Origin of the sequence: Arenibacter sp. F26102 (assembly GCF_023015865.1) — a bacterium.
Taxonomy (GTDB): domain Bacteria; phylum Bacteroidota; class Bacteroidia; order Flavobacteriales; family Flavobacteriaceae; genus Arenibacter.
The window spans coordinates 1-24734 of the sequence record NZ_JALKBC010000021.1; the positions used below are offsets into that span (position 1 = coordinate 1).

Below are 24734 nucleotides of genomic sequence, written 5' to 3' on the forward strand. Positions count from 1 at the left end.
CCGACCCTGTTCCACGTATTGTCCATATTGGTGGACTGAACGTGCAGCTTGATCTTATTGGCATACTCGAATTCTGCGTAATGGTGGTCGTAGGTGTTCCCCTGGTCGGGGCCGCTGAATGTCTGCCTGCCCCCCAATCCCTTGGCCACGACAGGGTAATCGTCCATGAACCAGTTCATCAAATCTATGGGGTGGATCGTCTGACCTGCCAATTGGCCTCCCCACAACCATGTGAAATAGCGCCAGTTCCGCATTTGGTACTGCATCTCAGTCTGGTCCGGCGTGCGCGGATGTATCTTGGGCGCTCCAACGTTGTAATAAACGTTCAAGGAGGTTATGTCTCCAATGATGCCCCCGTCGATCTTTTCCTTCATCAACTGATAACCGGTCTCATATCTCGACTGTAGGCCTACCACCATGCTCAGGTTCTTCTCCTGCGACAGCTCTTTGGCGCCCATGACCCTATGGTACCCGGGAATATCGACGAACAGTGGCTTTTCTATGAATACGTGACGGCCCGCCTTAACGGCCGCCTCAAGGTGCAAGGGCCGGAATGGCGGCGGCGTGGCCAAGAGCACCACATCACAATTGTCGATCACCTTCTGGTAGGCATCAAAACCAATGAACTTTTTCGAATCGGGAACGTCTACCTGATCCCCGTACGCACCCTTAAGGTTCTCGTAGGCACCGTTAAGCCTGTCCTCGAAAACTTCCCCTATAGCCACCAACTTCACCGTCCCGGAGGTCTTCAGCGCCTCGTGGGCGGCACCTTTGCCCCTGCCTCCACAGCCTACAAGACCGATTCTTATTTCCTTTTTATTGCTTAAATGAAAGGCGTTCATGGGAAAACTGCTCAGCAATGCACCTCCGGCAAGTGCCGTAGCACCCGTCTTCACAAAACTTCTTCTTCTGTTATCTGTTTCTTTTTCATTCATAATCCCTCACCTTTTAAATCTATTACAAGTTACTTCTATTCTTTTTCACTATCAACAAATATGATTTTTCGCCAATCTTAATGACAAAAATTAAAATCGAATTAGCCTTGATCCCAAATTTTAGTCGTTATCATTTATTGGATTATAGTTCCATAAAATCCACCTCATTTTTCACTTTCATAAAACGAACGCGTATAATCAAATATACCAAACCAATCAAAAACCATATCCCCCCCATAATCATGGCCGTGGATGGCAGGTTTATCCAAATTGCAAAACAGACCAGAAAACCCAATATTGGTAATACCGCATCCCAAAGGAGATTTCTCTTCTCTCCTTCCTTACGGAGAAAAAAGAACTGTCTAAATGCCGCAAGATTAACGCCCATAAATGCAAGAAAAGCACCAAAATTCAATAATTCTGCAGCGCCTTGATAGCCAAGAAAAAGTGAGCCAAAAAAGGTAAGTACACCCATGAAAATGATATTAAAGACGGGTGTGTTATTTTTCATGCTCAAAGTAGAAAACGGTTTCTTTGGGAGCACTCCATCTCTCCCCATACCAAAGAGCAATCTTGCAGCTCCTACTTGTCCGGCCAAACCGCTACCAAAGCAAGCTACGAAGAGAATTACGGCCATGGCATTAAAGAGAATACTACCCCCTACCCTTTCTGCCACATCAAAAAACGCTGTCTCAATATTAGAAAAAGTAGTGTAATCTGGCCAAACCTGCTGTGCCAAATATATTTGAATAATACTAAAAACACCCGTAAACAAACAAACAAGTACAGGGGCCAACAACATATTGCGTTTTGGATTCTTGACATCTTCGGCCAATGTCGTAACACCATCAAAACCGATATAAGTTAGTACCGCAAAAGATGTTGCTGTCATTACAGCACCAAAATTAAATGTTTCAGGATTATAGAAAGGTGTTGTAGAAACCAATGCTTCCACACCATCAATATTAAGGATATATTTTATTGCCAAAATGATAAAAGCACCTATGACCAAGGTCATAACCAGTAAAAGGAATTTATTGGATTTATCCGTTGTACGAATTCCCCTTAGGTTCAAAAGTGTAATAGCCGATACAAATAAGAAAACCCAAACAATATAAGGTATATCTGGCATTAGCCGTTGTAGTGTAATCGATGCATAAATAGTGTTGATTACCGGCACCACCAAATAATCAAGAAACATCGCCCATCCAGCCATAAAACCTAAATTCTTATTCAGCCCATTCCCGACATAGGTATAGGCAGACCCAGCTGAAGGATACATGGAGGCCATTCGGCCATAACTTACAGCCGTTAAACTCATTGCCACGAGGGCAATCAACAAGGTAAGCACCATATGACCATTTGAATCTCTCGAGGCTATACCAAAAAGGCCAACTGCAGCAATTGGTTGTATAAGAATTATTCCATAAAACACTACTCCCCACAACCCTAAAACCCTTGTCAGTTTTGGGGCTTCCGTCTTTTTTGTTTGCTGAGAAATCTCTTTCATTGTTCCTTTTTTTATTTAAATTCTAGAATCCCAAAAAATTCGGGTTGATGGAAATTTGGCACCTCACCTCCGATTGGGGCCCATGTTATATAATGAGGATTGGAATTATTTTCGGCAATTTTATAAAAATTTCCTTGCCATACTGTTCCCTTTTTTGGAGGGTCAACAGCCGAATACTTCTTCAAAATCTCAAGAGGAAGTTTATATTCCAATGTCCAGGTAGTATGTTCTTTGATTTCGGGATCAATGATTTCAGGAAGTGAATGGGCTATTTCAATATTTTTCAGAATTCCAGTTGATAAAGGATAAGATTTTTTACTAGAATCATTATAATGCATTAAAGGGGTTCCCCCAGAATTTATTTCAAGGTTAAAGTAATCCCGGGCTTGAGCTTTTCTAGGTGAAAAGAAAAACTCAACGCAGGCATCTTCCCAAACCGGACCATTGTACTCAGTAGTGATAGTGCGAACATAGCGGTCTTCAACTTTGAAGATAAGATATAGGTAATTGTCATCGTACATGATTTTTGCCTGCGCATCAGGCAGAAAATCGGGTTTATTCCCCTTAAAATTATTTATTGACAATGGTTCAACAACTTGCCATTCCGGCTTGTCCCAATTGCCATCGATTTTCAATGGATGATCCGCTTTAACAACTCCATATCTTTCCTTTTCCCTGATTCCATTTTTTTTCTGTTCCTTACAAGAAACAAGTATTAAGCTGACTACAAAAACAAAAAAGTTCAATTTCAATTTTCAGTTAATTCTTTTAATTAAATTTATAACAAATCCCCAAGTTATGGATAACTTCTCAATTTAATTGACATACAAACATTGCTTTAATTTTGCTGCATTTCAATTACATTCTTAGCCGTATCCCTTAGGAATTCCTTTGGGATTCACGACTAAGTAACAACTAACTCTAACTAACTCAACTATCTTGCCATATGATAGAACAATTATGATGTGTGTCAAAGTTAAGCTATGACCAGTGCCCTCACCAGTACTAATAATTACAATCCCAATACAAATATTTCAACACCAAAGTTTGACTTGTAAATAGTATTGGAATTGCGAACACCCTCCACTAATTTATTTATGTTTCCTCCTTGTTTGTCAAGAGCAAAAAGTATTGGCAACCAATGTAGCACAACTGATTAGCCTTACCCCTTGATTTTAATATGATATGACTAGATTGCTATTACTTAATTTTACATACCAAAATACCCAGGAATCGAATTAGTTGGGTATTTATTATCACCACAAACCAGTCCACTTGGAAATGGACGATAGGAGAATATTTGGCACCAGCCCTCCCCGTTAAAAAGCATCAGTAATGGAGTCTCGGGCTCCTCCGAAATGTGAAATCATCATACGATTTGGAATTTTTTGTTGGCCAAGGTATACCATATTCCCATAAGAATATTACGTAAATAAGGGCTAATTATTTATGGTCTAAAACATCGTAAATCCTAGCCATTTCTATTACAGGGTTATGTCCTAAATAATCTTTGCAAGGAGTATTTTGTTTCGTTTGGGGTTTTCTTACCAGATTTTCCGGTTTCCCCCCCAAAGAATCATAGAATTCCCAAATTGTGCCGGTTCGGTCAAACTGTTTAACGGTGTCATCCAATGCCATTTCCAGTAACTTTTTTACAGCTAAAGGCCTATTATACCTAAGGCATCCGATTACAGCCCAATAAGTCATACTGTTCCAAGTAGGGCCGCGCCACATTCTTGGTTCAAATTTGGGGTCAGTTTTGCCAACGGTCGCAATGGGGTGCTTTGTGAGAAAGACTTTTTCATTCATTAGGTACCTGCTGTATAAGGACTTACTATATTTAACCGGACATAAAGAACCTAATCAAATGTTGTTAGTCTACCTGATACCGCTTCGCCGTTTGGAGCATTTTTTCTGCATAGCCCGGGAAATCCATTTCCTTTTCCGCTATTATCAAATAGGAAAGATCTTTAGTTCTCCCGGCAAGATAAAATGTCTGTGGGTCCAACATATATTCTTCCCCTCCCTTGGGGTACCGTGTTACTTCCCAAAGCTTTTCAAGATCCTTATAATTCGCCACATATGCGTTCCATGAATCATTGGCTATGGATGCCAATTTATTAAGTCCATCGACCATTTCTTTCTGTTCTCCCTTATCCTTGGCTTCTTTGATCTTATCAGATATACTGGCCATTTCTCCTATGGCAAGCACCAGGTCACTGTAGGCTTCCATAAAACTGCCCATAGAAGCGAATACCTCAAGATTATAAGCGTTGTCCTTTACCTTTGGGATATTGTTTTCCATAATTTTAGTCCCCTCGGCACATTTTGCCTTCTCTTCTGCTGCCTTTTCCATTAGGGGTTTGAAATGTGTGGTCCAGCTACCCTCTGGAGGGGTAGTCCTAAAGTCTGGCAAGGATTTTAGCCGATAGGTGGCCCTGCGCTTATTGCCCTTTTCCATCAACCCGGTATCCCAGAAATGGACCCTTTCGGACAAATTATGAAAGGCGGGAACAAGCCCATCGGTATCCGGCCCAAAAAACCTGCGGATATATTTTTCCCAATATACCTCTATAGTTTCCGGGCTTTTACTGCTCCAAGAATATTCGGAAGAGGCCAAAAATCCCAACCAGTAAATTTCGGAATGGTTCCCGGAATCATCGCCCCAGGCCGTACATAATTGCCCCATAGCTTCTTTCTCCGCTGCTAGGGTAACAAAGCTTTTAATATTATTTGGCGTCCAGTCATATTCGGGTATCAAGGGGTAATCACCAATAATAGCCGTGGCAACCATTGTCTTAAAGTTGTTGTCCCTGTACCAGTCCAATATCTGTATATTTCCTTTGTCCCTTCCAAGTTGATAGTTCCATCTCATGAAAACACCATCTGTTGGAAACTTGTGAATCGTTTTATTAAGTTGTGCCACACCATTATTCCAGATGGAATCATATTTTTCATCGGTTTCGTTATAAGTAAGTTTATAAATTCCACCTGCTTGCTTTAACGGCATATCGTCCCAAAAAATAGGAATCCGTCCGTGCTCCTCCATAAAATCGCGGGCCCTGTTCAGCCAAACCAGGTACAGGCCAAGTTCGCCGACCTCCTCTATTTTCTTTTTGCAACGGTCGCATATACCTATATGGTGGACCTCATCTCCCCCTAAATGAAAGTATTTGACCCCTGGTGTAGCTTCTATAGTTTCCCTGTATAGATCAAATATTAAATCATAGGTTTCCTCATTCATGGGGCAAAATGACTGGTTACTCTCTGGGTCTTCCCGGAGGTGTTTTATTTCATCATGTTTAAGTAGGTAGCCCGCATGTCCAAAACCCTGTACAAGTGGTACGATTGCCACGTTATATTGGCTTGCATATTCTGTAAGTTTCTTTACTTGTTCAGGGGAAAAGGAATTCGGCGCCGCTATGAACGGATGGGATTTATAATTGAATTTGTCCTCGAATTCAAAAACGATTCCGTTTATCTTATACTTCGCCAATTTTTTTATCGCTTCCTCAAGGTATTCATATCGGTCAAGATGGAAAAAATAATTGTAATGCACCCATCTTTCTTCCATATCCGGCCAATCTTCGATAAGAAGTCCGGGCAAATTTTGCTCTTTCCATTTAACCTCCTCAAAAAGCTGCCCCAAGGTCTGGACACCATAGAAAAGTCCAGCCTGGTCTCCCCCGGATACGGTAATTACACCATCCTTGGCTTCTAGGACATAGGCCTGCGAATTACCATTCTTTGGGGCCGGGAGCCCGGAGATATAACTTGAGAATCCATGATCTTTTGAAGGGATCCCCAATACAATGGCCGGGCTTGAAAGCTTGTCATACGATCCTGCGACCTCTATGCTTACATCATGTCCGAAGAGCTCCTTTATTTTAACCCTCAATTCATTGGCCACAAAATTCGCATCCTCGGTATCGGATGCGATGTATATGGCTTCCAGCTCTTTTGGATCGATGGACTTTCCTTCCTTTATTTCATAGTTTTGGGGTGCGGGAAGTATTTCCTCACCGGTAATCGTATTTGTATCCGATTGTTTTTCCTCACATCCGAATGTGCCCGTCAATAGCAAAAGACAGGCGATAATTCTACAGGACACGTAAAGCTTGTTTTCTTTAAATGAAGTTCTCATGGATAATATTTGATTTTAATAAATTTTAGATAGTTTTGGGAAATGGGTCCAACATCTGAGATTGGATTTATTTTCAATCGATTTTGGAAAACAGCTCCATTAATTTGGCGACGATCTTGGTAGAGGCATCGACCTCGACCTTATTGGTGCCATACCAAGTTTCATATCCGCCGAGTTTATGCTGTTCCGGTGATGGAAGATACCCATATCCACCATTTGCCAATTCTATGGTGAACGATTCCCCAAAAGGACTCTTTACTTTTATTTCCAAACCTATTTCAGCAAAAACCTCGAACGGGATGGCCGCCACACCCAGATCACCTATACGAAAAGCCTGCAAAACAATATCTATGTCATTTGGCCATTTTTCTTCTAATTGAATCATACGGTGCGCATAGGTTATTTCGTGAACATGTACCGGTTTGTATGTCCCGGGTTTTGTAATGACCTCCTTGGCCCGTGATAATTCCTTGGAAGAGGGCTTTCGAACTTGGAGCGTAAGCTCATCGGTCGCTGCCCCTAACGGAACCCATTTATGGAATTTTATTTCCTTATGAACCTGGAAAACTTTTTCAGCTACATCAAAAGCTACTTCCCGCATTTGAATATATGGGTCTTTCTTTATACTTGGTTTGCTAAAATTAAGATTGTTTACGTCGCCCGAAGTGCCATTTGACATGATTCCAACAAAAGGCGGATCTTGCCGGTCAGCTTTCAGCAATTCCTGTATGCGGTCGGCAAATACGGCAAAATAATCCGCTGATAAATGATCATTTGGTACTCCGCCAACATAATGAAGGCCGTAATTGGCCAATAGGGCAATATTTTTACCTTCTTTTGTACGCACAGATATAAATGATACTTCTGGATCTGGCTTTGCTGCAGGTTCAAGTAAATTTTCACTATAGCCAGGATTCATGACCACTTTGTCCTGTCCCCCGAATGGGTTGGGCATTGGTGTTCCCGGCTTCATTTTCCACCGACGAACAAAAACATGCTCCGGGACATTAACGCCGCCCCAACCAATCTCGGCTGGTTCAAGGTTTAAAAGCGCTATTCTGACGACATCTGCTATACGTTGCATCAGGAGATGCTGGTATTCATCAAATTCGTTACTATGATCAAATTGACGTCGTTTTTCACCAATTCCCATACCACTAACAGAAGAGTGCGTATGCGTGGCGGAGATAAGAATGTTTTCCTTCTGTATACCGGTTTTCTCTTGGATAATCCGTTTGGTTTCATCCAATAAGTTATGCCCCAAACCGATGTTATCTACAATAACGAATATAAGTTTTGTGCGTCCGTCATCAAGTATCAAACATCTCGCATGCAATTCATCATGTACATAAGAAGCAGGAGGAGGTGTCCAAAAATTACCTACAATCGGCCCATCTAAATATGGTGTTATATTTGCAGTTGCGGCTCCAGCCCTAAATACGGCTTGGTTTGTGCCCTCTTGAGCACTTACCGATTGTAATCCTGCCAATAAGCTGGAGATAAGTACACCTACGACAACACAAAAAATTGGATTCTTGATTTTCATAATATAATTTTCAAAGTTTGTTCAACAATTATATGCCATGCTTTTAAAAATACCGACGTAATGTTCAATTGGTCATCCAACTATAACATTCGAACTACATCAACTTATCCTTACTTTATCTCCTAAAGGAATGTTCATTTGTTGTATTTGAGTTGCAACTACTCTAGCAATTTCTGTTGCCCCTTTGGATGATAAGTGAACGTTATCTTCCACTCCATCAGGATAAAACTTGATTTCACCCGGCTTGTAATGCAAATGCAATTCTTTTGATTTTTCCTGGCCATATAATTCTTCCAACTTTTCAGAAAAGTATGGAACATCTATGAATGCCATATTGAATTCCTGCGCAACCAAACGTGTTTCAAAAGAATAAGTTTCCAAAGTATTAATAAGCGTACCTTTATCATTAAATTGACTTCCTGAAATTGAAGTGAGAAGAATAGGAATGGCGCCTTTTTCCCTTGTCTGTTTAACAAAATGTATCAAATTGTGGCAGTATGCCGTATGAGGATTAGAAAAACGTCTAGAATCGGTTTCCTTTTGATCGTTATGCCCAAATTGTATGATGACATAATCACCTGGTACTAAAACCTTATAAACCAAATCCCACCGATTTTCATTTATATAACTACGGGAACTGCGTCCACTGACCCCCCGGTTTTCAACGGTAACCTCATTCGTGAAAAATTGTTCTAGCATTTGTGCCCACCCTCTTCCAGGATAATCAGCATTCTCATCTTGTTCGGCCATGGTAGAGTCTCCTATGGTGTAGACGGTGGTCTTCTGTGCAAAACAGATTGAAGATGTAATTAATAAAAGAAATAATACTTTTCTCATTATAATAATGTTTAATTCTAATCACAAACTGTTAAAAATACATTTTCATGTATGTTAAATCACTTGCTAAGATTTTCAAAAGCCTCGTCTATCGCTTCTTGCCCTTGTAATGCATTGCTAGGGAAAGGAGTGTCATCAGAGTATGACAACATTGTGCTAGCACTTTCCAATTGACTTTTACTTTCATCTATTTTTCCATTTTTATCTTTCACAGCTTCTATGTCCAATCCTAAATGCTTTGCCATGAAATTATAGACAGGGGTTCTTTTGTCGTAGTTATAATCATGTACGCCATCAGGGAAATGAACATTCTCCACATTGCCGTCGGCATTATAAAAAGAATAGGTACGCTTTACAAAGGGGTATTCAACTAGGGGTACATTTTTGGTCCAGTCATCCCCATCGGAAATCATCAACATTGGTTTTGGTGCCATCATAGCCGCTATTTCGGTATTATTGGTAAAATGTTCAGCGCTTTGGTGAATGGGAAGTCCGCTTTCGCAATTGCAGCCTCCAAAGAAATGACTAGATACCATTACTACAGGCACGCTGACACTCACTCGCTCGTCTACCGCCGACAATAAGAAGGTCTGAGTCCCTCCGCCAGAAGCTCCAGTTATTGCTATTTTTTCAGAATCCACATCAGGCAAGGTTTCTAGAAAGTCAATAGCCCTTATGCTATTCCAAGTTTGCATTGCCAGGGCCAATGGCACATGGTGGAGTTTACTTTGTATATCGTTATCTGGATTTTCAATACTTGCATTGGCATCCAATTGTCTATAACCTTCACCCCAGCCATACATACTATAACTAAAAACCGCCGCACCCATCTGGGCAAGCGTGGCACAACGTTTCTGTTGGTCCTCACGGAACCGGCCAGATTCCCCTAAATTATCACCAGGAAAATGTCCGTGTACGCTGAGAACGGCCGGGTGCTTTTTAGTGTTATCAAGAGGGCGATAGAGGTTTCCGAATACATAAAATCCAGGAATACTCTCAAAATATACATTCTCTACAGAATACCCGGCCATGATTCTTTTTGAACCAATTACCGCATTCAGGGGAGTGCGATTTGGCAGAGGAGACAAATTCAATCCTTTTAAAATTTCAGATTTGAGTATTTTCTTTCGAGGCTCCCAATCTTCCTTATTAGAGTACATTGACTCTATTTTATCCAGTTCGGCCTTGCCTTGTTCTTCCGAAAAAAAAGCACCTTGGCGCAAGGTTGTTTTTTGGTCTTTTTCGCCCTGGTCCTGCTCCTCTGGATTCAAATCATCTTGGGACAAAGTCTTTTTTTGGTCCTTGCACGAAAGGGCCAACAACGTTATACAAAATAAAATGGGAATAGCTTTTATCCTATTATGTTTTTTAGATATTAAACTCTCTAACATTTGATTTTTTTAATTTGTACGGCAAAATCCTATCCCAAACAAATTGCAGGTGTAATGAATTTAACCATTTTATTCGCTTAATCAGTTTAATTTATAGATTATTACATTGATAAACTTTATATATATTTATTTGGGGGTGGTTACCCTATTGTGAATGGATAATCTTGCCAACTTTGCTGTTCCGCCTTGTCAAAAGAATTAAGTTTATAAATGCAACAAGATTGGATAAATACCATGGGTGTTTTCCTAGGGCTTTCAGCGCTTTCAAAATCAATATCAATATAAGTGCTGTCCATATTTGGATCAATACCGTATTTTGCCCATAAACAAATTGATGTGTACCAACCGTTTTATGTGTCAAAGGAAAATTTACAGCTCCCATCTGGCTCTTTCCTAAGAAAATATTGGTATAAACCTATTTCAAATGCCCTTATTTATTTTATATTGGATATAGGGTGATGACTATTTCCAACAGGCGTGCCCAAGGGAAAATCTTCACTTAAGTAAAGCCAGATGACATACAATTTTCAATTCAATAATATATTTTCGAGCAATGTGGGTATAATGGGAATTGGTATTTGAGTGTGTTGACTCAAATACCATCGGCCCTATAGTTCTATCTAAAATAAAGTTTAAACACTTCTCCGTATGAGAGAGTGTAATTCACTTTAGTCTAGATATAATTTTTTTAACTGATTGACCGCAGAGACCGACAATTTTTCACCGGCACCCTTTTCATATTCAGTAGTTCCGGGTGTCGTCTCATAACCCGTAATCATTGGCTTAAAACCTTGTGGACCTTGGCTAAAGGAAATTTCAGTTGGAAAATAACGATAATAACCATTAGCCAAACCGACTACCAAAGTATTTTTAAAAGGGGAATTTTCCTTGATATAAACACCAAATTCATTGAACATTTCTCCAGGCAGACCAACAATGGCAAGATCCCCGATTTTTAAGACCATAACCTCTAATTCGTCTATCTGATTTCGCTGATCATAGAGTTCCAACCAACGTTTGGCGTAAAGTTCATCTGGTATACCATCCGGTTGCAGTTCTGGCATACCCTCTTTTTCTACACGCTCCATAATTTTTTCTGCCCATTCTTTCTGTTCTTCTGTAATAAGTATTTTTTTTACCGGTACCTTTTCCGAAGAAATCCTGACCGATCCGTCACCACTGGCCGGGCTGCTATTACCCATTGCCTCTAAGCTGGCAACCCCAAGTAAATACCCTATTCGCTGACATTCTTGAAAGGTATCCAAAAAACCAACTTTATGATCTACTTGGGTCACATTTCCAGAGGGGGCATTTAAAAATTGTACTTGAAAATCCTTACCCATGACCTTCTGTACAGATTCCGTCAAATATCCCGGATAATCTGCCGAATACAGCCAATTATTCCCCGTCAGGGTGGTTGCATGGCAACCAAAATTGACTAAGGCACCGGTAGTCTTTCCTCCTTGATTGATTCTGACAGTAATCAATTCGGGATCTATTCCTCCAAGGCTTTTTTCAATATAGCCTGGCTCAAATTTCTCCCAAACCATGTGAGTGGTGCCATCGACTGCTTTTAATCTTCTGTTGTGCGATACCCTATCTTCAATTGTCCGACCTACCTCGAGCTCAGAATCCACTAGGTTTTTGTTGGCTTCAATGACCGCATTGGCGGACATTTTCATGTAGTTCTCGGCTTCCGGAGCATCTAAATCTGCAGGTGGGCCACTATGGGTATGCGTTGCGTGAATCATGATGTGATTAGGTGGGATGTCCGTAGCAGACGCAATGTGCTCTCGCATTATAGTAATCATATCCACAGGAATGTAACAGATATCCACCGTGAGTACGGCAGTTTTCACCCCATTACTGCCTTTTGCAACCAACGCCCTTCCATATAAGGAATCATGAACACCTCGCGAGGCATAGTCATCACCTCGATAATTACCCACCATATCGAAACCCACTTTTGGGGTATAGTTAAGTTCTGCCTGTCCAAGTTTAAGTCCTGATTGCGGCGTATCGGTCATTGGCGAGCTCAACCCACAGGATTCAAGCATAAAGCCCATGACTGAAAACAAAATTAACGCATAATACAATTTTACCGAATTAAAAGTCTTTCTTTCTGCCATATCTGTATTAGTTTAATAATTTCAAATTTAATTATATACCCTTTATACCGAATAATGAAAATCAACCATATTGTAATACAAATAATTAAAAATCAGAGAATGTTGCCAAAAAACGTTAAACTATATCACCTATTATCCAAATAATATTCAAGCTACTAACCTGTATGTTCCCAGGAATTGAAATCCAATGGTTCATTTTGTGACCATATTGTTTTATAAATTCGAGTGCCTACTTTTTTTCAATTAACAAGGTTTGAAAAATACTACTAAGTTTGAAGTTTTTGATCGTCTTGATTTAAAATCAACAGTTGCAAAACTAGAGTCATGACCTATAAAGTTCCCAACCGCATAACGGGGGTAAATATTATGAAACAAAATTTTTGCGATATTCCCTTGGGGTACAACTCTTTTCCTTTTTGAACTGTCTATTGAAATTGGAAATGTTTTCAAAACCAGATTCATACGCTATTTGAGTGATATTCAATGATTCATCGGTCAACAACCTACATGAATAACCAATTCTTAAACTTATTAGATAACTCTTAAAAGACATCTGGGTAGTTTTTTTAAAAGTCTTAAAAAAAGTTGTATTACTCATATTGGTTATTTCCAATAACTCCTCGATCCGTATTTGCCGTTGAAAATTTGTCATAATGTATTTTATGGCGTTCTTCAATGGTATCATATCATCTGATCGATAGTTTTCCACAAAAGCCGGGGAGGAAAGCAACGTATATTCAGAAGTGGAACATAAGAGTTTGAAAATAGCTAACAACTTATATAATCGCTCTGTTTCACTCAGGCTTTTCATTGCCACCATTCTTTCTGTAATCTTTTTTTTTGTTTCCCCATACAACAAGCAACCACGTGAGGATGTATTTACAAAAGACTTTAAACTGGCATTTTCAGGAAGATTAAAAAAGTCAGAGCCTAAAAAATCAGGGAGAAATTGAACAACTAGGCCTTCTCCCAAAAAAGTATCGTTTTCATTAAAAAATTTCCTGTCACATTTCCATTCATGCGGAAGGTAGGAACCCAAGAAAACCAGATCTCCATCTTTGAATTGATCAACGGAATCCCCGACCATTCTTTTTCCGCTACCTTTTGTTATCAAAACCAATTCATATTCAGGATGACAATGCCAAGATGAAAAATTCCTCTCTTCATGGTAGTAAATAAAAGAGGTATCTATTCCTTTAAAAAGACGTATCTCGGCTACTTTCATATCTTGGGCATTGTTGAATAAGTATTACATAATTTTGACAAAATAGGCCTTCAAAAACCAATCTGATAATAAAAAAAAAAGCATGTTCACTAAGTAAAGAGTCCTTTTTCATTCATCGATACAAATATTCCATACAAATTAATAAATTATTAGATATAAAGACCTTTTTGAAATATAAATACCATTTTTGTAATTAAAAGTATTGAAGATTTCATAATTCAATAGATTTAAAACATAAAATACGGATTATATTATGTCTGAATAAATTTGTTTTATAAGGACCAGGTATCTAAAGTACATTTTAAATTCTCAATGCGCACCTGAATTAAAGCTTCTCACTTTTGCTCCCTGTTTCTCAAAAAGTTCATAGAACGATAAGTATCATAGAATCAATTTTTAATACTATTTATTATTGTTGGATTGAAATACCTTTGAATTCACATTATTCCAGTACTACTTCAAGAATTGAAAGATAGTAAGGTTATATAATTTTAATCACAATCACACACAAATGACGAACGTAAATAAAATAAAGATTATACACCCACAAAGAGATCCCAGTTTTGTTACCGGCGCATATTCGGATGGTATTATAAGCGGGGGATTCTTGTTTATAAGTGGACAAGCATCAGTTGACTTTTCCAAATCCGTTTTTGTATTAGGAACAATCGAAGAAGAAACGGTCCGTACATTGGACAATATAAAAACAATTATTGAAGCTGCCGGAGGGAAGATGGAGGATACCGTAAAATCCACAGTGCACATTTCAAACATTGACGATTTCGATAAATTCAACGCAGTATACGCCACTTATTTTGAAGATTGTATTCCACCTGCCAGAACTACAGTACAGTCCGTACTAGGAGAAAATATTAAAGTAGAAATAGATGTTATAGTAAAACTGCCTGACGCCAATGGCAATAAATAATAAAACATATAACATAAATTTGGTCGATGGGATAGATTCTCCGGCACTTGCGGTATTTCCTGAAATAATTCAGCAGAATATTCAAAATGCGATAACCATAGGTCAAAATGAGAACCACAATATCCTAAGACCTCATGTAAAAACTGTCAAGTGTAAGGAACCTATTCTAATGGCTATGCGCCATGGGGTTTACAAATATAAATGCAGTACCATATCGGAAGCTGAAATGTTAGGGGACGCTGGGGCTAAAGATGTTCTTATATGTAGTCAACTATCAAAAACTAAGGCTCAGCGCTTTAATGAACTACTTAGAAAATTTCCAGACACTCATTTTTCGAGTATCATCGACAATATTCCTAGCGCCATAGTACTTTCAGAAGTCTTTTCTGACTCATCTGTATCCATTTTTATTGATATTAACATTGGAATGGACAGGACCGGCATACCGCCCAATCAAGTTTTAAGGTTGATTAAAAGCGTTCGCAAATTGCCAAATATAAAGATACAAGGCTTCCATTGCTATGAAGGTCACATATCAGCAAGCGATCCAATTGTCAGAAAGGCCTTGTCAGAAGCAACCTTTACCCAACTAAATGAAATAAGGATACAGGCTGAACAATTTATAGGTAAAACTTTGAAATTGGTTATAGGTGGGTCACCTACTTTCTCCTTTTATGCCAACAAACCAAATGTTGAATGCAGTCCAGGCACCATTTTTCTTTGGGATTCAGGCTATAGTAAGCTTTATAAAGAATTGCCGTTTACACCTGCCGCAGTAGTACTAACGCGAATTATAGCTATAGTCAGTAAGCATAAACTATGTTTAGATCTAGGATATAAAGCAGTTGCCTCGGATTCACCTTTGCCACGCATTACTTTTCCGGATATTCCGAATTATAAGGTTGTTGGCCAATATGAAGAACATATGACAGTAGAGGTGCCTTCCACCGCAAAATACAAAGTAGGCGATCCATGGCTAGGCATTCCTGTTCATATTTGCCCAACCGTAAATTTATATGAAGAGTTGATACCAATAATAAATGGGAATCAACAAAAAACTTGGAAGGTGATTGCCAGGGATAGAAAGATAACAATTTAAATACAAACATATGAATTATTCAAATTCAGCGGATTTGTTGGAAAGAGCTAAAAAGTCGCTTGCGGGTGGGGTATCTTCAGAATTTCGAAAATATGCACATCCACACGCACTATTCTATACCCATGCAGAAGGTGTTTATATATATGATGTGGATGGTAATAAGTATTTAGACTTCACGCTAAGTCAAGGGCCTTTAATCCTAGGCCATTCCCACCCTTACGTATTAAAACGTATACAGGAATATTCAGAAAAAGGACAGCTATTTGCCGGCCAACACCTCCTTGAATTGGAATTGGCCGAAAAACTGCAACAATATATTCCTTCCGCCGAATTGATGCGCTTTTGTCTAGATGGATCCACTGCGGTACAAACAGCACTTCGTGTAGCCAGAGCCAAAACCGGTAAACAGAAGTTCATACGTTTTGAAGGTCATTACCATGGTTGGTTAGACAATGTTTCATGGGGCCTTACCTTGGATACGAAAAAAATGGGAACAAGGGAGCACGCAGAATCTTTGCCTTGGAGCGAAGGAATCCCGTCCAATACAAAAGATGACTTTATTATTTTACCTTGGAACGATCTTGATTTACTAAAAAAAACCATGGCAGAACATTACGAAAACGTTGCTGCTATTATCACCGAGCCCATAATGTGCAACAGTGGATGTATTTTACCTAAAGAAGGGTTTCTAGAAGGCCTCAGAGAAATTTGTAATTCTTATGGTGCCGCACTTATATTTGACGAAGTCATAACAGGATTCCGTACAGCAATTGGTGGTGCCCAAACCTATTTTAACGTAACTCCAGATTTAGCAATCTTTGCTAAGGCTATGGCTAGTGGTTACCCTATATCAGCTGTTGTTGGTAAAAGAGAATGGATGTACCTACTTGAAGAGGGAAAAGTAATTCACGCTGGAACAATGAATTCTGCCTGCCCATTAATCGCTGCCGCCATAGGTACTATTGAGGTTTTGGAAGAAAAAGGTACACATGATCGAATATTTAGGTTGGGGCAAATGTTGATGAACGGACTTCGTACAATTTCAACAGAATTAGGCCAAAATTTATTGGTTCAAGGTTTAGGTCCAATGTTCCATACGGGTTTTACCGATATAACAATTGCTAATGATTTTAGGGATATGGAATCCTATGACGCGGCCAAATCAAAGCTATTCGTAAAAATGATGCAGGATAAGGGAGTAAGAATCATAGGTCGTGGACTTTGGTATATTTCAGCTGTTCATACTGAGGAACACGTTGAACACGCCCTGAAAGTAGCGAAGGAAGTGCTTCAGGAAATGGAATAAATTAATTGAAATCCATACAAGTACCCAAACTCAAATAATAACTAAGAAAATTAAGGATGATAATTAAAGATAATGGAGTAATCGGAGTTGTAGGTTTAGGCATGATGGGAGCAAGTATTGTTTCTGCATTGCTCATAAACGGACAAAAGGTAATTGCATTGGCCCCAATAGAATCCGATTTGGACAAGAGCGCAAAAGAAAGAATAAAAAAGTCCCTTAACGAATGTAGAACTCAGGGTATTACAGCGGACGACCCAGAGGAACTATATAACAATGTAACTTTTACATCATCATTCGACGATCTAAAATTTTGCTGGATTATAATGGAGAGTGTTTCTGAAAATCTTGAAATCAAAAAAAGGGTTCTCGAAAAGATTGAAAAAGCGGTTGACGATAGTGTCATCATAACCTCCAATACCTCTGCAATCCCAATAAGCACCCTTCAGGGATATCTTAAGGTCCCAGAACGTTTCTTTGGAATGCATTGGGCAGAACCTGCTTATACCACAAGGTTTTTAGAAATCGTATGTGGAGATAAAAGCCCTACAAAAATTGGAAAAGAGCTTCATCAAATTGCTACTGCTTGGGGCAAGGAGCCTACCTTGGTCCTAAAGGATATTCAGGGATTCATAACCAATCGACTTATGTATTCTCTGTACCGTGAGGCCTTTTATTTAGTGGAAAATGGATATGCAACTATTGATGATGTAGACAGGGCATGCAAAAACGATGCGGGGCACTGGTTAACTTTTTGTGGTCCCTTTAGATATATGGACCTTACTGGATTACAGGCCTACCATGCCGTAATGAAGAACCTTTTTAAAGACCTTAGCACCGGCACCGAGGTCCCTAAACTTATAAGGGATATTGCGGAAAGCGGGGGCAATGGAGTTTCTAATGGCAAAGGTTTCTACAGCTACACCCCAGAGGAAAGCAAGGCATGGGAACTGGCTTTTGAAAAATTCGCCTTTGATGTCAATCGCCTGTCTACCAAATACCTTGAGGAAACCGATTCCATTACGTCAGGTACTTCAAAAGATTAAATCCGATAAGTTATGAACACCAAACGAAAATTTATCGTAGATGCCCATTTAGATCTAGCTACCAATGCTATGACATTGAACAGAGATCTGACCCAAACCGTACATGCTATAAGGGATAATGAAAAATATCTTCAATTATCAGATTACCAAGACCGGGGAAAAGGAACCGTAGCTTTACCTGAAATGAGAGAAGGAAACATAGGATTGGTGTTTACCACTATGATTTCCCGTGTCTCAAAACAGGGAACACCTTTGGAAACGATGACCCTAACAGGTTGGCACTCCCCTCAACAGGCATATGCAAATGCCCAGTGTCAGTTACATTGGTACCGCCAAATGGAGGAATTGGGTGAATTAACCCCTATAACTACTAGCCTTGAATTAAAAAATCATTATGAGTATTGGATTTCAGATGCCAATTCTAAAACCAAAAAGCCTATTGGTTATATATTAGCCTTAGAAGGAGCAGATTCAATAGTAAATTTAGACTACCTTCATCACTATTATACTCAGGGACTACGCTCTATAGGGCTTTCTCATTTCGGACCTGGAAGGTATGCCTTCGGTACGCATTCCGACGGCTCAGGCGTAACATCCAAAGGTTTTGAACTACTTCGTGAAATGAATAGTTTAAATATTCTCTTGGATACAACCCATTTGACCGACAAGGGTTTTTTCCAAGCTCTGGACACTTTTCAAGGCAATATACTGGCCAGCCATCAGAATTGTCGAAGTTTAGTTCCAGGAGAGCGTCAGTTCAGCGATGATCAAATCAAACTTATCATTGAAAGAAATGGCGTTATTGGTGGAGCATTGGACACCTGGATGCTAGTACCAGACTTTAGGATGGGCATAGACGACCCCAAACAAATGAACATAAATTTAGAGAAATTAGTAGATCATTTTGATCATATTTGTCAATTAGCGGGGAGTAGTAAAAACATTGGGATAGGTAGTGACCTAGATGGGCTCTTTGGCCTAGAACAGACACCTTATGATATGGACACTATTGCCGACCTTCAAAAGTTCGTTTCAATTCTTGAAAATCGTGGTTATTCAAGTGATGATTTAGACAATATTTTCTATAATAATTGGATGAGCCTCCTTTTTAGAACCTTGGATTAAAAAATACTTGGAACAAAACAGCGGACAATTAGCTAAAATTTTAGACTGAAAAGCTCTTTTTCTGATTCAGCCATTGATTTTTTATCTTAAAGTTGAATCGCCAACTAACCTTTAAATTCCTCCTATCCAAGTCGTAGTCACCAGCCTACTTTCTGGAAAATTTGGGTCATATTCATGGTAGGGTTATAAAAGTAATGTACAGCAATCAGCCTTGTTTTGCAAATAATGGATTAGGTTCTAATTTTCCTCCCCTAGATACTGGCTTCATGAAAATTATCTATTTCCACTGTAGTTCCCCAGAAAAAGTTATTCCAGTTTCAATTAATAAATATTCAGATATGACCCTAATATATAGGTTTACATCCTTTGATTCTGTTGCAAGTTCTTCCATATTTTTGGTCAAGATACCTGACAATTGCCCGAATTCGAAGGTTCAAGGACATGAAATTGGAAAAACTCTTATCAAAAAAAAGTACAGATTTATAGTTTCGGGGTCTTCCAGAAATAAATGTGATGGAATTACTTGGCAAAGACAAGAATATAGCCAATACAATAATCCTAAATATTCTTAGAACCTGAGTTCCATTTAAAACTAAATACACCTTACTGTCTACCAATTAATTAAAGTTGATATTTCCGTCTCCCCGAGCCTACCTACAAAAGACAGGAACAATCGTGAGGTACTTGACAATAAAATCATTAAAATGAGGTATGGACTGTCCTATTGGATTTGTATTATTAAAATTATAGCTGTTTAATCTGATTAAAGCTACTGTACAATCAGAGGAGAAAAGACCAACCCAACTGACTATGGTATCCATGAAAGATATCATATGAATTTCTGAAACCAAACACCCTCATAAAACCTCCGCACCATAAAAGTGCCTAAAGTGATTATGTAGGTTGACTATAAGGAAATATACTGACCTATGAAGCTATACAAGACATTTCATTTAGATGGCTTAATCCCCGATGGGAGATAGCCGATAGGCTGCCAGGCTAGCCAAAGTTAACAGCAGGATCAACAACAAATCCAAATTAAGCCCGAAAACCATATTGGGTATCAATCCCAAGAGCGAACTGATAAAAATCAACATAGCCATCATGGTAAGAATTGGTATTAGCATTTTCAACCTTCTGGTGCTGAAAATGGCCAAAAATATCATGGGTGCCATAAGCGCTGTACCAGTAAAGCTGGTACGTGCCAATAAAACCAATTCATCGGAAGCCATTAGGGAAAAAGCCAGGACTACCAGGCCAAAGAAAACTATGGCCACCTTGGTTATCCCAATCATTTTTTTATCATTTCCTGATAATAATGATCTTAATTCCCCTCCCAAGGCAAAAATCTGGGAGTCAGATGTTGAAATGGCAGCAGCAATTAAACCCAAGATAGCAAAAGCAGCAACAAAATTGGATTGATCGGAAATTAAAACGGCACTTATAAATTCGGCGGTATTCAATTCTGGATATTTCACTGCCCCATACATTCCTATACACAGAGTTGCAAAAATAATAATCAAGGCAAAAACACCCAATCCTATTGCCATTCGGAACAAGGATCTATAATTTTTCATAATAATTATCCTAGTCACCACTTGTGGCTGGGTAAAAGGAATCATAGTAATAGCGATCATCGAGGTTATAAGAAATTGGGTTGTAAATAATCCTTTGGGACCTGGTACTGAAAGCAGCTGTGTATTTACCTCCTCGACTTTTGAAAATAAATTCTCAAGGTTACCAAAATATGAAACACAGTTGTAGGCAATAATACAAATTACTACCAACAATATAATTCCTTGCAACATATCACTATATATAATGGCTTTCAACCCCCCCACTTCACTGTATACCAACATAATAAGAACAATCAAAATAGCCCAGCCCCATATGGGCAAGGCATGAGTAAATGTGGCGTTCAAAAAAATAGCGATTCCCCTTATTTGTATGGCTACATAGGGAACCAAAAAAATAAAGGCCCCTACAAAAGTGATATACCCTGCATATTTATTTTTATAGCATTTTGCCATTAATCCCGACAATCCCCTAAAATCCTCTCTTCTAGCTGTTTTTCTAAGATAATATCCCACCGTAATAATCCCAAAGACCATTACGGCATCCGAGAAAGCCAAAAACAACCATGAACCTATACCATGGGTTCTAAAAAAATCGGGCATTCCGATTATGGTAAAGGTACTAAAAAGGGTAGCTGCCAGCGTAAATATACCTAATACCGAACCGACCTTTGAGCCCGCCAAAAAATAGGAGGTTGAATCTTTATTTTTTTTTCTGGTCATTAATGAAAATGTGACCAATACCCCTATATAAATTATCGCTATTACTATGAATATGGTTATCATTCCTCAGAAGAATTAATGCTTCCAGGATGCACAAAGGTTCCCAACACGGTTAAAAGGACAAGTCCTATGCTCAATAAAATATTAACCCATAAGACATAAGGCATTCCAAATAATTTAGGATCAAAAGTGTTTTTTGGCAAGGCTAAGGGGCTTAAGCCAAATACAATAATGGCTGCAGCTGAAATGCAACATAACAGCCATAATTTTTCCTTGACATATTTCATAATGTAATATTTTTTAGGGGGCGTAATAGCCCTGATTAAATTCATTCAATACGAAAACCCAAAAGTTGTTATTCTCCTTAAGAGCTAAGGGAAAAATCTAAAGCCTTAGGTTTTTAAAGTCTTCCCATAGAAAGTCCTCCATCTACAAGGATTACCTGTCCTGTAGAATATAGAAAATCACCCTTCGCTAAGGAAGCGACCACCTTACCTACATCACTAGGTTGCCCCCATCTTCTTTGTAAGGCAATGCCTTCTTCAAACAATTTATCATACTTGGCTTTCACCCCGGCCGTCATATCGGTCTCAATTATTCCGGGACGTACTTCGTAAACAGGAATATCAAAGTCACCAAGCCTTACCGCAAATAATTGGGTTACCATAGCCAGGCCTGCTTTTGATATACAATATTCTCCGCGATTAATAGAGGCCATAGTTGCCGAAACCGAAGATATATTAATGATGCACCCTTGAAAACCTGAATCTATTTTTCGCTGTGCTATCATCCATTGGGATACCATTTGGGTCATAAAAAAAGTGCCCTTTAGGTTTATTCCCAGAACCCTATCGAAACTTTCCTCTGTGGTCTCCAAAACATCATTCCTTTCCAGAGGAGCCACCCCGGCATTATTGACCAGAATATTCAACTGTCCAAAATTGTTCTTAATTTGTTGAATTATTCGAAGCCTATCTTCGCTGTTTCCCAAATTCCCACGACAGTATAAAACCTCTACTCCTAAGTCACGTAACTCTTCCAATACAGATTGCACCTCCTCTTCGTGGCGCATACCATTTACAGCTATATTAAAACCAGCCTTGGCCAGATATTTCGATATACTAAATCCTATGCCCCTACTGCCTCCGGTGACCAATGCCGATTTTTTCGTTTTCATATGATAATTTACTCTTTGACCTACAATACTTTATTTTAATTCCGGAATATCTACCCAAGCTCTTTTAGACCAGCTTTCCAAACCTTTTTCTGCCAACTGGACTCCTTTTGCCCCTTCAAGTATTGACCATGGAAATGGATCATCCTTCACAATATGTTTCAGGAACAATTCCCACTGTACCTTAAAGGCGTTATCGTAATCTTCTTGTTCGGGCACCAAACTCCAATCCTCATAAAAATCTATGGGTTGTTTAATATCCGGATTCCATATGGGCTTTGGTGTATTGCCATAATGCTGAATATAACAATCTCTAAGGCCAGCCACGGCAGAACCCTTGGTGCCATCTACCTGAAGAGTCAAAAGATCGTCCCGTCTTACCCGAACTGTCCATGAAGAATTAAAGTTGGCTATAACCCCTCCTTCCAATTCAAAAGTAGCATAGGCCGAATCATCCGCAGTACACCTATACCTTTTGCCATTTTCATCGATACGCTCCGGGATATGGGTGGCCCCATAACAGGAAACCGCTTTTACATTGCCAAAAAGATTATCGAGGACGTACCTCCAATGACAAAGCATATCCACAATAATACCCCCATCTTTTTCCTTTACATAATTCCAACTGGGCCTCTGAGCCGCAATGGTATCCCCTTCGAAAACCCAATATCCAAATTCCCCGCGAACTGAAAGGATTTCCCCAAAAAAACCTTGCTCTTTAAGTCTTTTAATTTTCAACATTCCGGGAAGCCATAGCTTATCCTGAACCACACCGTTCTTTAGGTTTGCCTTATTACAGAGTTGATAAAGTTCCAACACCTCTTCTGTAGATATTCCAACAGGTTTTTCACAATAAATATGTTTCCCTGCCTTTATTGCTTTTTTTACGGCAGGAGCCCTTCTTCCCGTGGTTTGGGAGTCAAAATATATCTGATAATAGGGGTCGTTCATCACACTGTCAAGATCTGTCGTAATCTTTTCTACTCCGGAAATGAATTTCAAATGTTCCAATTTCGCCATATTTCTCCCGACCAATACGGGATCTGGCATAATGATTTCAGCTTCATTTATCTTTACTCCTCCCTGCTTGATTATCTCAACAATAGAACGCATCAAATGCTGGTTGGTTCCCATTCTTCCGGTAACCCCGTTCATGATAATGCCTACTTTATGTATTTTCATAATTCCTGATTTTTGATTCCTGTTGTTTAATGAGGTTTAACTTTCCCAGTAATTGGAATAGCTTTTTACAATCTTGTCCATAAATTCATTTTGATCTAGCTTCCAAAATTTTTCTGAAAATATTTCCACTTCGTGAAAACCATTAAATCCTGATTTGGCCACCCAATTTTTTATTTGCTGAAGTTTTATACATCCCTCCCCCATCAAACCGCGATCCAGTAGCAAATCGGTAGTTGGAACGTTCCAATCACAAATATGAAATGCGGAAAAATTGCCATGTTCCTGGCACCTGTAAATCTCCTTTTCTAGATTGGGATCCCACCATAGGTGGTACACGTCCACAGCTACCCCGACCCACTTGGAATCTATGGCCTCTGCCATGCAATTGGCCTGTTCCAGACTGTTAATTGCCGATCGCGTATCGGCATACATAGGGTGTAGGGGCTCTATGGTTAACTGCACCTTGTTCTGCGTTGCATAATTAACCAGGGATTCAATTCCTCCCTGTATTTGTTTACGTGATTCCTCTAGGTCTTGAGCGGGTTCCGCACCACAGACCAATACCAACATAGGAGCACCCAGTTCGGCCGCTTCATCGATCATTTTTTTATTGTCCTCTATAGCCTTATCCCTTTTTGCCTTACTGGAGTGGGGAAAGAAACCTCCCCTTACATAGGACACTACTTCCATTCCATTTTTACGGATAAGATCCCCACTTTTTCGAGCCCCTAATTGTTGGGCGCTATCTTGCCATACCGACACTCCCCCAATCCCATGTTGGGCGTAATTTTCCACAGCCTCGCTTAATTTCCAAGGCTTGGTGGTTATGGTATGCATACACATTTTAGAAAAATCTATCATAT

Annotated in this window: 20 protein-coding genes; 5 read left to right on the top strand and 15 right to left on the bottom strand. The window is 39.4% G+C overall.

Going from position 1 to position 24734, the window contains the following annotated elements:
• The 10 genes from MWU78_RS20415 to MWU78_RS20460 all read right to left on the bottom strand — a co-directional run.
• Nucleotides 1-935: Gfo/Idh/MocA family oxidoreductase (locus MWU78_RS20415; protein ID WP_247001300.1), on the bottom strand; the 935-nt coding region annotated here is incomplete at its 3' end.
• Nucleotides 936-1077: 142 nt separating this feature from the next.
• Nucleotides 1078-2445 carry an APC family permease gene (locus MWU78_RS20420; protein WP_247001303.1) on the bottom strand — a complete coding sequence of 456 codons (1368 nt, stop codon included), beginning with the start codon at nt 2443-2445 and terminating at the stop codon, nt 1078-1080.
• Between the two features lie 11 nt (nt 2446-2456).
• Nucleotides 2457-3197: a carbohydrate-binding family 9-like protein gene (locus MWU78_RS20425; RefSeq protein WP_247001304.1), complete on the bottom strand. Its 741-nt coding sequence runs from the start codon at nt 3195-3197 to the stop codon at nt 2457-2459.
• A 691-nt stretch (nt 3198-3888) separates the two neighbouring features.
• Nucleotides 3889-4254, bottom strand: coding sequence for a hypothetical protein (locus MWU78_RS20430; RefSeq protein WP_247001305.1), 366 nt, complete (start codon nt 4252-4254; stop codon nt 3889-3891).
• Between the two features lie 64 nt (nt 4255-4318).
• Nucleotides 4319-6589 (bottom strand): family 20 glycosylhydrolase, encoded by a 2271-nt coding sequence (locus MWU78_RS20435; protein ID WP_247001306.1) that lies wholly within the window; start codon nt 6587-6589, stop codon nt 4319-4321.
• Between the two features lie 73 nt (nt 6590-6662).
• A complete protein-coding gene (locus tag MWU78_RS20440; protein WP_247001307.1) occupies nt 6663-8135 on the bottom strand; it encodes a hypothetical protein in 1473 nt (490 codons plus the stop codon).
• Between the two features lie 99 nt (nt 8136-8234).
• The gene (locus MWU78_RS20445) at nt 8235-8972 is read right to left on the bottom strand and encodes a rhamnogalacturonan acetylesterase (RefSeq protein ID WP_247001308.1); all 738 of its coding nucleotides are present in this window, start codon (nt 8970-8972) and stop codon (nt 8235-8237) included.
• A 59-nt stretch (nt 8973-9031) separates the two neighbouring features.
• On the bottom strand, nt 9032-10363 hold the full coding sequence (locus MWU78_RS20450; protein ID WP_247001309.1) for an acetylxylan esterase: 1332 nt from the start codon (nt 10361-10363) through the stop codon (nt 9032-9034).
• 668 nt (nt 10364-11031) lie between these two features.
• Nucleotides 11032-12492: a neutral/alkaline non-lysosomal ceramidase N-terminal domain-containing protein gene (locus MWU78_RS20455; protein WP_247001311.1), complete on the bottom strand. Its 1461-nt coding sequence runs from the start codon at nt 12490-12492 to the stop codon at nt 11032-11034.
• Nucleotides 12493-12856: 364 nt separating this feature from the next.
• A complete protein-coding gene (locus MWU78_RS20460) occupies nt 12857-13717 on the bottom strand; it encodes an AraC family transcriptional regulator (protein WP_247001313.1) in 861 nt (286 codons plus the stop codon).
• Nucleotides 13718-14228: 511 nt separating this feature from the next.
• Between MWU78_RS20460 and MWU78_RS20465 the strand changes: the two genes are divergently transcribed.
• The 5 genes from MWU78_RS20465 to MWU78_RS20485 are packed head-to-tail and all read left to right on the top strand — an operon-like array spanning nt 14229 to nt 19218.
• Nucleotides 14229-14645 carry a RidA family protein gene (locus tag MWU78_RS20465; protein WP_247001316.1) on the top strand — a complete coding sequence of 139 codons (417 nt, stop codon included), beginning with the start codon at nt 14229-14231 and terminating at the stop codon, nt 14643-14645.
• Nucleotides 14632-15744 (top strand): alanine racemase, encoded by a 1113-nt coding sequence (locus MWU78_RS20470; protein ID WP_247001318.1) that lies wholly within the window; start codon nt 14632-14634, stop codon nt 15742-15744. Before MWU78_RS20465 ends, MWU78_RS20470 begins: the two co-directional genes overlap by 14 nt.
• Nucleotides 15745-15754: 10 nt before the next feature.
• Nucleotides 15755-17050: an aspartate aminotransferase family protein gene (locus MWU78_RS20475; protein WP_247001320.1), complete on the top strand. Its 1296-nt coding sequence runs from the start codon at nt 15755-15757 to the stop codon at nt 17048-17050.
• Between the two features lie 56 nt (nt 17051-17106).
• Complete coding sequence (locus MWU78_RS20480; protein WP_247001322.1) at nt 17107-18093, top strand: 3-hydroxyacyl-CoA dehydrogenase family protein; 987 nt, start codon at nt 17107-17109, stop codon at nt 18091-18093.
• A gap of 12 nt (nt 18094-18105) precedes the next feature.
• Nucleotides 18106-19218: a membrane dipeptidase gene (locus MWU78_RS20485; protein WP_247001325.1), complete on the top strand. Its 1113-nt coding sequence runs from the start codon at nt 18106-18108 to the stop codon at nt 19216-19218.
• A gap of 962 nt (nt 19219-20180) precedes the next feature.
• Here the strand turns inward: MWU78_RS20485 and MWU78_RS20490 are convergent.
• The 5 genes from MWU78_RS20490 to MWU78_RS20510 form a co-directional block, all read right to left on the bottom strand.
• Nucleotides 20181-21578 (bottom strand): hypothetical protein, encoded by a 1398-nt coding sequence (locus tag MWU78_RS20490; protein WP_247001327.1) that lies wholly within the window; start codon nt 21576-21578, stop codon nt 20181-20183.
• Entirely contained in the window at nt 21575-21802 is a 228-nt protein-coding gene (locus tag MWU78_RS20495; RefSeq protein WP_247001329.1) for a hypothetical protein, read from the bottom strand. The genes MWU78_RS20490 and MWU78_RS20495 overlap by 4 nt, the downstream gene beginning before the upstream one ends.
• A gap of 113 nt (nt 21803-21915) precedes the next feature.
• Entirely contained in the window at nt 21916-22692 is a 777-nt protein-coding gene (locus tag MWU78_RS20500) for a 3-ketoacyl-ACP reductase (protein ID WP_247001331.1), read from the bottom strand.
• Between the two features lie 30 nt (nt 22693-22722).
• Entirely contained in the window at nt 22723-23871 is a 1149-nt protein-coding gene (locus MWU78_RS20505; protein WP_247001333.1) for a Gfo/Idh/MocA family oxidoreductase, read from the bottom strand.
• Between the two features lie 36 nt (nt 23872-23907).
• The gene (locus tag MWU78_RS20510; RefSeq protein ID WP_247001335.1) at nt 23908-24732 is read right to left on the bottom strand and encodes a sugar phosphate isomerase/epimerase family protein; all 825 of its coding nucleotides are present in this window, start codon (nt 24730-24732) and stop codon (nt 23908-23910) included.
• Between the last annotated feature and the right edge of the window lie 2 nt (nt 24733-24734).

Coding starts and splice junctions, on each gene's coding strand:
- MWU78_RS20485 (WP_247001325.1), top strand. CDS start 18,106: ATGAACACCAAACGAAAATTTATCGTAGATGCCCATTTAGATCTAGCT.
- MWU78_RS20450 (WP_247001309.1), bottom strand. CDS start 10,363: ATGTTAGAGAGTTTAATATCTAAAAAACATAATAGGATAAAAGCTATT.
- MWU78_RS20510 (WP_247001335.1), bottom strand. CDS start 24,732: ATGATAGATTTTTCTAAAATGTGTATGCATACCATAACCACCAAGCCT.
- MWU78_RS20445 (WP_247001308.1), bottom strand. CDS start 8,972: ATGAGAAAAGTATTATTTCTTTTATTAATTACATCTTCAATCTGTTTT.
- MWU78_RS20500 (WP_247001331.1), bottom strand. CDS start 22,692: ATGAAAACGAAAAAATCGGCATTGGTCACCGGAGGCAGTAGGGGCATA.
- MWU78_RS20430 (WP_247001305.1), bottom strand. CDS start 4,254: ATGAATGAAAAAGTCTTTCTCACAAAGCACCCCATTGCGACCGTTGGC.
- MWU78_RS20465 (WP_247001316.1), top strand. CDS start 14,229: ATGACGAACGTAAATAAAATAAAGATTATACACCCACAAAGAGATCCC.
- MWU78_RS20480 (WP_247001322.1), top strand. CDS start 17,107: ATGATAATTAAAGATAATGGAGTAATCGGAGTTGTAGGTTTAGGCATG.
- MWU78_RS20505 (WP_247001333.1), bottom strand. CDS start 23,871: ATGAAAATACATAAAGTAGGCATTATCATGAACGGGGTTACCGGAAGA.
- MWU78_RS20460 (WP_247001313.1), bottom strand. CDS start 13,717: ATGAAAGTAGCCGAGATACGTCTTTTTAAAGGAATAGATACCTCTTTT.
- MWU78_RS20495 (WP_247001329.1), bottom strand. CDS start 21,802: ATGAAATATGTCAAGGAAAAATTATGGCTGTTATGTTGCATTTCAGCT.
- MWU78_RS20435 (WP_247001306.1), bottom strand. CDS start 6,589: ATGAGAACTTCATTTAAAGAAAACAAGCTTTACGTGTCCTGTAGAATT.
- MWU78_RS20490 (WP_247001327.1), bottom strand. CDS start 21,578: ATGATAACCATATTCATAGTAATAGCGATAATTTATATAGGGGTATTG.
- MWU78_RS20420 (WP_247001303.1), bottom strand. CDS start 2,445: ATGAAAGAGATTTCTCAGCAAACAAAAAAGACGGAAGCCCCAAAACTG.
- MWU78_RS20470 (WP_247001318.1), top strand. CDS start 14,632: ATGGCAATAAATAATAAAACATATAACATAAATTTGGTCGATGGGATA.
- MWU78_RS20440 (WP_247001307.1), bottom strand. CDS start 8,135: ATGAAAATCAAGAATCCAATTTTTTGTGTTGTCGTAGGTGTACTTATC.
- MWU78_RS20475 (WP_247001320.1), top strand. CDS start 15,755: ATGAATTATTCAAATTCAGCGGATTTGTTGGAAAGAGCTAAAAAGTCG.
- MWU78_RS20455 (WP_247001311.1), bottom strand. CDS start 12,492: ATGGCAGAAAGAAAGACTTTTAATTCGGTAAAATTGTATTATGCGTTA.